Annotated in this window: 7 protein-coding genes, 1 tRNA gene and 1 pseudogene; 7 read left to right on the forward strand and 2 right to left on the reverse strand. The window is 69.3% G+C overall.

Features of this window, described 5'->3' with window-relative positions:
- Nucleotides 1-130: 130 nt before the first annotated feature.
- Both F7R91_RS41445 and F7R91_RS41450 read left to right on the forward strand, forming a co-directional pair.
- Nucleotides 131-493 carry an SDR family oxidoreductase gene (locus tag F7R91_RS41445; RefSeq protein ID WP_191971894.1) on the forward strand — a complete coding sequence of 121 codons (363 nt, stop codon included), beginning with the start codon at nucleotides 131-133 and terminating at the stop codon, nucleotides 491-493.
- A 38-nt stretch (nucleotides 494-531) separates the two neighbouring features.
- Nucleotides 532-650, forward strand: a tRNA-OTHER gene (locus F7R91_RS41450).
- 100 nt (nucleotides 651-750) lie between these two features.
- Here F7R91_RS41450 and F7R91_RS41455 read toward each other — a convergent pair.
- Nucleotides 751-2,355 carry an FAD-binding oxidoreductase gene (locus F7R91_RS41455; RefSeq protein WP_150959013.1) on the reverse strand — a complete coding sequence of 535 codons (1,605 nt, stop codon included), beginning with the start codon at nucleotides 2,353-2,355 and terminating at the stop codon, nucleotides 751-753.
- A gap of 69 nt (nucleotides 2,356-2,424) precedes the next feature.
- Between F7R91_RS41455 and F7R91_RS41460 the strand changes: the two genes are divergently transcribed.
- The 5 genes from F7R91_RS41460 (at nucleotide 2,425) to F7R91_RS41480 (ending at nucleotide 6,684) form a co-directional block, all read left to right on the forward strand.
- Nucleotides 2,425-3,063, forward strand: a complete 639-nt coding sequence (locus F7R91_RS41460; protein WP_150959015.1) for a TetR/AcrR family transcriptional regulator — start codon at nucleotides 2,425-2,427, stop codon at nucleotides 3,061-3,063.
- 347 nt (nucleotides 3,064-3,410) lie between these two features.
- Nucleotides 3,411-4,694: a phosphatase PAP2 family protein gene (locus F7R91_RS41465; RefSeq protein ID WP_150959017.1), complete on the forward strand. Its 1,284-nt coding sequence runs from the start codon at nucleotides 3,411-3,413 to the stop codon at nucleotides 4,692-4,694.
- Nucleotides 4,695-4,820: 126 nt separating this feature from the next.
- Complete coding sequence (locus F7R91_RS41470) at nucleotides 4,821-5,027, forward strand: hypothetical protein (RefSeq protein ID WP_150959018.1); 207 nt, start codon at nucleotides 4,821-4,823, stop codon at nucleotides 5,025-5,027.
- Nucleotides 5,028-5,033: 6 nt separating this feature from the next.
- Entirely contained in the window at nucleotides 5,034-5,462 is a 429-nt protein-coding gene (locus tag F7R91_RS41475) for a cytochrome P450 family protein (RefSeq protein ID WP_150959020.1), read from the forward strand.
- Between the two features lie 13 nt (nucleotides 5,463-5,475).
- A complete protein-coding gene (locus F7R91_RS41480) occupies nucleotides 5,476-6,684 on the forward strand; it encodes an RNA-guided endonuclease InsQ/TnpB family protein (RefSeq protein WP_150959022.1) in 1,209 nt (402 codons plus the stop codon).
- 26 nt (nucleotides 6,685-6,710) lie between these two features.
- Here F7R91_RS41480 and F7R91_RS41485 read toward each other — a convergent pair.
- Nucleotides 6,711-6,806: pseudogene (locus F7R91_RS41485) on the reverse strand (IS5/IS1182 family transposase); the annotation flags it as partial.

Raw genomic sequence — 6,806 nt, forward strand, 5'->3', positions numbered from 1 at the left:
AACGCCCCCAGCCGCACCTGATCAGACAATCCCACCCACGCGTGACCCATGCCCCGCCCAACGAGCACCGGCCCGTGCCGTCACCGCCTCATACCGAACTCCTTGACAGAGTCAAGCAACGGCATTGAGGGTGCCCCCCGTCAACACCGTCAGCCCGGGCATCACGGCAACCGACATAGCACGCAAGGAACTTGCGTGTCCCGGGGGCGACGCCATGCGGCAGATCCTGCGCAGGTCGGCGGCGAAGCGCATCGCGATGGTGGACGACATCGCGGCACCGGTGGAGTTCCTGGCCGGTCCGGCGGCCTCCCTGATCACGGGCGCCGATCAACGCGCTGGGACTGCTCACCCTCGGGCCGGCGCCCGACTGTGGCTGACCGCCGCCCGCAGCCCTGAGACACCGTCGTTGGCGGTCCGGGGGCCGGTCAGCGGCAGTAGTGGCAGTGAACTGGTAGACAAAAACGGGTGGGACGCTTCCGGCGACGGCCTCTAGGGTCAGGGCACCGGGATCGCGCGGTCCTGGCAGGCTGCGGCGCCGTGGCAGAGCGGCCCATTGCACTCGGCGCGCGGAAGGCCCTCCGCGCGCCGACTGATGAGGTCCGGGCGGGCCCTGCTCGTCCTCGTCCGCGGGTTCGAATCCCGTCGGCGCCCGCAGCCGCCCCTTCGGCCTCCGCACATGGCGCCGCGCCGTCCTGCCGGCCGCACACCGAAGGTGTGGGGATCGGCGGGCATCCGTCTGCCGCAGTCTCGTCAGTCGATCAGGACCCCGGGGTTGAGGATGCGATGGGGGTCCAGTGCGTCCTTGGCGGCCCGCAGCGCCAGCGCGAAGGGCTCCGGGCGTTGGAGGTCGTAGCCGGGGCGGTGGTCGCGGCCGACGGCGTGGTGGTGGGTGATGGTTGCGCGGTGGCGCTGCAGGACGTCGCTCGCGGCGGCCTTGATGTCGTCCCAGACCGCGACCTCGTCGCCGGGTCGGCCGGCGACGGCCACGGTGAAGTAGGGGGCGGCGCCGTCGGGGTAGACGTGGGTCAGGCGGCAGTTGATGGTGGCCGCGTGTCCGGTGGCCTTCAGGGCCGCGGCGCCGACCTCGGTGCGGACGGCGTCGATCAGGGCGGGAATCCTGTCCCAGGTGGCGGCGGTCTCGAAGGTGTCGACGACCACGCCCATACGGGCCAGGCCGTCGCGCAGGTAGGGCATGCGCAGGAACGCCGAGCGCCAGGCGCTCACGGCCGCGTCGGCCGGGGCGTCGCGGTCCGCCGGCGGCGCCTCGCCGCTGCCGCCGTGGCTGCGGGCCAGCTCCAGGGCGGTCGCGAGGCGGTCTTCGACGGGGGCGGTGGCCGACTCGAAGCCCAGGACCAGGACAGCGGAGCCATCGTGGGATGCACCGGACAGCGCGGCCTCGCCGGCGTCGAGCAAACGGCAGTTGGCCGGCGCGAGGTCGGACTGGGCGATGGCACGCACCGCCTCCACCGCGGGGTGGAAGTCGGCGAAGGCCACGGACGCCGACGCCTTGTACCGGGGGCGCTCCTGCAGACGCATCCACGCCTCGGTGATGACGCCGAGCGCGCCCTCGGAGCCGAGGAACAGCCGGTCGGGCGACGGTCCGGCGCCGGATGCGGGCAGCCGCCAGGACGTGCCCGCTCCGGCGGGCGTGACCACGCGCAGGGACTGCACGAAGTCGTCGATGTGGGTGTGGACGGTGGCGTAATGGCCGCCTGCTCGGGTGGCCAGCCAGCCGCCGAGGGTGGAGAACTCGAAGCTCTGCGGGAAGTGGCGCAGGGTGAGGCCGTGGGGTCGCAACTGGGCCTCCAGCACGGGACCGAGAGCCCCGGCCTGGATGCGGGCCGAGCGGCTGGTGGCGTCGACCTCCAGGACCCGGTCCATCGAGGTCAGGTCGAGCGACAGCACGGCGCGGTGGGCGTCGCCGCGGTACTCCACGCCGCCGACCACCGAGGAGCCGCCGCCGAAGGGGATGACGGCCACACCGTGCCCGCCGGCCCAGTCCAGCAGGTCGGCCACCTCCTGGTCGTCGGTCGGCCGGGCGACCAGATCGGGGATCCGGCCGGGCCGGCCGCGCAGGGACCGGATGATGTCGCGGTAGGCCTTGCCCATGGCGTGGGCCGCGCGCGTCTCGGGATCGGTGGTGACCAGATGCGCCAGGGAGGGAGGGGGCAGCACACCAGGGCGGCCGATGGGCAGGTCGGCGACCCGGGGTATCGGCAGCGGACGGGCCAGAGTGCCCGGCAGCAGGGCGCCCATCGCGGCGCATTCGACGTCGTCGGGGTGAGCGTCGGCGTAGCCCCAGCCCCACCAGGAGCGGGTGCGGGAGGTGCCGGGGTCGGACGGGGTGGCAGGCATGAAGGTGCTCCCAGCGAGGTCAAGGCCATTTACCCAACGGAAAATTACCCTAGGGTAATATCGGGTCCCATGACAACGCTCCCCTCCAGGGCCGGCACCAAGGGCGTGCCCAGGGCCGCGCGCGAACGACAGGTCCTGGCCGCGGCCACCGAGGAGTTCGGCCGCCACGGCTACGAGGCCACCACCGTGGCCGCCATCGCCGCCCGCGTGGGCGTCACCAAGCCACTGCTGCACCAGTACTTCGGCAGCAAGCAGGACCTCTACCTCGCCTGCCTGAATCCGGTCGGCGACGGGCTGCTGGACGCCATCCGTGCCGCGATGGCCGAACACGCCTCCGGCGCACCGCCCACCTCCCTGCGTGTGCTGCACGCCCTGTTCACCGCCCTGGACGGGCAGCGCGAGGCGTGGTTCGTCCTCTACGACGCCACGCTGCCGTCCGACAGTGACGCCGCCCGCCGCGCGGCGTACTACCGCGGCGCCATCGACGACCTCGCCGCGATCGGCACGGCCGACCTCCTGCACGCGGCCGGATCCAGCGACCCGCTTGACGCCGACGCCCTCAAATACGCCTGGCGCGGCCTGTGCACCGCCCTGGTCCGCTGGTGGGTCCACCACCCCGACCAGTCGCCCGAAGCCATGACACAACGCTGCGCCCGGCTCTTCGCGGCCGGCCGCACCCTCCTCGCCGCCGGCGACGAGAACGCGTGAGCCGGACCGAGGCCCCCGAGCGAGGCAGATGAGAAGGCCGAGTCGCAAGGCCGGTAAATCCCTGGCGCAGGGAGTCAACTGGCCGTGTGGGATCGGTCGGAGGGCCTCCGCACGGAACTGGCGCCGAGCACGTCACTCTCGTGCCCTCCGCGATTGGCCTTCGCGCCACCTCGGACGGCCCGGCTGTTCCAGCGAAATTCACCGTGAGTTCCGCTAGCATGATCGAACTCGTGATGATCGCTCAAAAAGACTAACAAATCGGCTGAAACTTGATACCTATAGCATCGCGGATACGTTCGCGAATAAGACGCAGAACTGCATTCGCCGCGTGGTGTCAACCACGGGCGATGCTGTGGATCACTGTGGGTGTGGCGACCCTCGGATTCCTCATCGCTCTGGAGGTCGCCGCGCGTCGCTACGGCGTACCGGGGCCGATCGTCAACCAGGCACGAGAGGTGATATTCCCTCCCCAATCGGGCTTTCTGCTGTACGCCAGTATGGCGTTGATGATGGTGGTGCTCACCCGTCGGCAACGGTTCATCGCGGCCGGTGCCGCGATCGGCATCGATGCCGCCTTCCTGCTCGTGCGGTGGGCGGTCGGCGCCAAAATGACCGACGGCCATCCCTTCGGCAGTGGTGCTTTGTGGGTGATATTGAGCTGTGCGGTCATCGCCGTCACGCGCCGCACCGGCCGTGAACGTGTGCTGCTGCTCAAGGGGGTCGCGCTGGGCCTGCTGCTGGTGACCGGCCGTAAGACCGGCGATGCCTGGCTACTCATCACGTCGAAGACGCGTCCGGTGGTGCTCGACCAGTACGTCGAGATCGCCGATCACGCGCTGGGCAACCCGTCGTGGCTGGTGGGCCGGATCGTCACGGCCACCGGGTCGATCGGAGCCCATGTCCTCGACTCCGTCTATACGTTGCTTCCGGTCGCCGCGGTCGTCGTCGCGCTGTACCAGCTGCGCGACGTAGCGGTCGAACGCCGCTTCCCGGGCCATCACCTGGTCCGCACTTTTCTGGTGATCGGCCTCCTGGGGCCGGCCATCTACATGATCTTCCCGGTGGTCGGACCGATCTTCGCCTACGGCGGCGACGGCGGGCACTGGGCGGTGGCCAACCTGTGGCCGGACACACCACCGCCGATCAATACCCCGCACGGGATGCCATTCGACGAGATCACCCCGCGCAACTGCATGCCCAGCCTGCACACCGCGTGGGCTACCGCGATCTTCATTCATTCCCGCAAGGGCCCACGGATTCTGCGATACGCAGGCACGTTCTGGCTGATCGCAACGCTCGCCGCAACGCTGGGATTCGGCTACCACTACGGCGCGGATCTCGTTGCCGGCGTAGTGTTCGCCTACACGATCGAGGCAGCGGTGCGCTCGTTCGACCGCGGCTGGGACCGGTCAGGAATCCAGCTGGTCGCTTACGGGACAACGGTCTTCGCCGCACTCCTGGTGTCCTATCGCTATCTGCCGACGGAGATGGCCGAATACCCGTTGGTGTTCGGACCACTCCTCATTCTGGCGATGACCTCAGTGGTCTACGGCTATGTGCGGACCACGGAACTCTGGGAATCGAAGACCGCGCCGGTACGGCAACCGGAACCGCAACCCGAGCCAGTCTGAGGCATGGTGCATCAGGTTGTGGGCTGAGCGCTTCCCGAGAGGGGGCGACTGAGATGGCCGGGGCTTCCCGGCCCGCTCCAGCCACCGGCTCCCGCTCTTTCCGCGTGCTTTGAGAGACTTTCCGCCGTGCCCCTGACCAATCCCCGCTTCAGCGTCCTGTCCGAGGACTACGCCGCCGCCCCCTACCGCTCCTTCGCATGGCTGAGGGAGCAGGTACCGGTGCACTACGAGCCGGCGATCGACAGCTATTTCCTTTCCCGCCACCGGGATGTGAAGCGGGTGCTGACCGACCATGAGGCGTTCACCACCGAAACGCTGCAGGTGCGTGCATAGCCGGTCATGCGCGGGCCGGTCCTCGCCCAGATGACCGGGGCCGAGCACACCGCCAAGCGGAAGATCGTGATACGTGGCTTCACGGGGCCGGCCCTGCAGGACCAGATACGCGCCGTCCACGCCAACGCCGCGGAGCTGCTGGCACCGTTCCTTCCCCGGGGACGGGTGGACCTCGTCAACGACTTCGGCAGACCCCTCGCCGTCCAGGTGGCGCTCGACGTCCTCGGCCTGGACAAGAACGACTGGCAGCAGGTCGCCGACTGGCACAGTGGGATCGCCGAGTGCATCGAGGTTCTCCTTCGTGGATACCCCGGCCTTCAGGCCGGGGAGGAAACGACGCTCCTGCGGAGCAGGACAGGAACAGCCGAATCGCCGTCAGGACGATTCGGCGTCCACCGTCCACCGGCCGACACCCTTGGCTCACACGGAAACTGATAGAGAGTGAGGCATGACGCAGCAGGTCAAGCGGGCTTTCAAGTACCACTTCTACCCCACGGACGAGCAGGCAGCTGAGCTGTCCCGCACGTTCGGCTGCGTCCGCCTCGTCTACAACAAAGCGCTGGAGCAGCGCACACGAGCCTGGTACGGCGAACAGCGACGGATCTCCTACGTGCAGTCGTCCCCCGCGCTGACGCAGTGGAAGAAGACCGGGGAACTCGCCTTCCTTTCGGAGGTGTCCTCCGTCCCGCTCCAGCAGGCGCTGCGTCATCTTCAGACGGCGTTCGCCAACTTCTTCGCCAAGCGGGCCAAATACCCCCGGTGCAAGTCGCGGAAGAAGTCCCGCGCGTCGGCCGAGTACACCCGCAGCGCCTTCACGTGGCGCGACGGGAAACTGACGCTGGCGAAGATGACGGATCCCTTGGACGTCCGCTGGTCGCGTCCCCTGCCCGAGGGCGCGGAGCCGACCACGGCGACCGTGTCCCGTGACAGCGCGGGCCGCTGGTTCGTGTCCCTGCTGTGCCAGGACACCATCGCCCCGGCCCCCGCCACCGATGTGACCGTCGGCCTGGACGCCGGGATCACCTGCCTGGTGACCCTGTCCACCGGGGAGAAGGTCGCCAACCCCAAGCACGAGCGGCGCGATCGCGCCCGGCTGGCCCGCGCGCAGCGGGATCTGTCGCGCAAGGCGAAGGGCTCGGCAAACCGGGAGAAGGCCCGGCGCCGCGTCGCCAGGGTCCACGCGCGGATCGCCGACCGGCGCCGCGACTTCCTGCACCAGCTGACCACTCGACTCGTCCGTGAGAACCAAACGGTCGTGATCGAGGACCTCACCGTCCGCAACCTGCTGAAGAACGGCACGCTCGCGCGAGCCGTCTCCGATGCGTCGTGGACGGATCTGCGCATGATGCTGGAGTACAAGTGCGCCTGGTACGGGCGCACACTCGTCGTGATCGACCGCTGGTTCCCCTCCAGCAAGCTGTGTGGGGCCTGCGGCACGGTCGCGGCGAAGCTGCCGCTGAACGTCCGCGAGTGGACGTGTGACTGCGGCAGCGTGCACGACCGCGACGTGAACGCGTCACGCAACATCCTGGCCGCCGGGCTGGCGGCGTCTGCCTGTGGAGACGGTGCAAGACCTCAACGGGAGTCCTCCCGGACGGGGCAGTCGTCGGTGAAGCAGGAACCCCAGCGGGCGACCGCTGGAATCCCCCGCCCTTAGAGGTCGCGCAGATAGGCGTGTACTACTCATGGACGGCGGTGCGGGCGTTCGTCCCAGCGGTGGGTGGTCCATGCCTGGCGGATCAGGCTACGTACGGTGATGATCGTGTCGGCGAGGTCGAA

Origin of the sequence: Streptomyces luteolifulvus (assembly GCF_008806595.1) — a bacterium.
GTDB classification, from domain to species: domain Bacteria; phylum Actinomycetota; class Actinomycetes; order Streptomycetales; family Streptomycetaceae; genus Streptomyces; species Streptomyces luteolifulvus.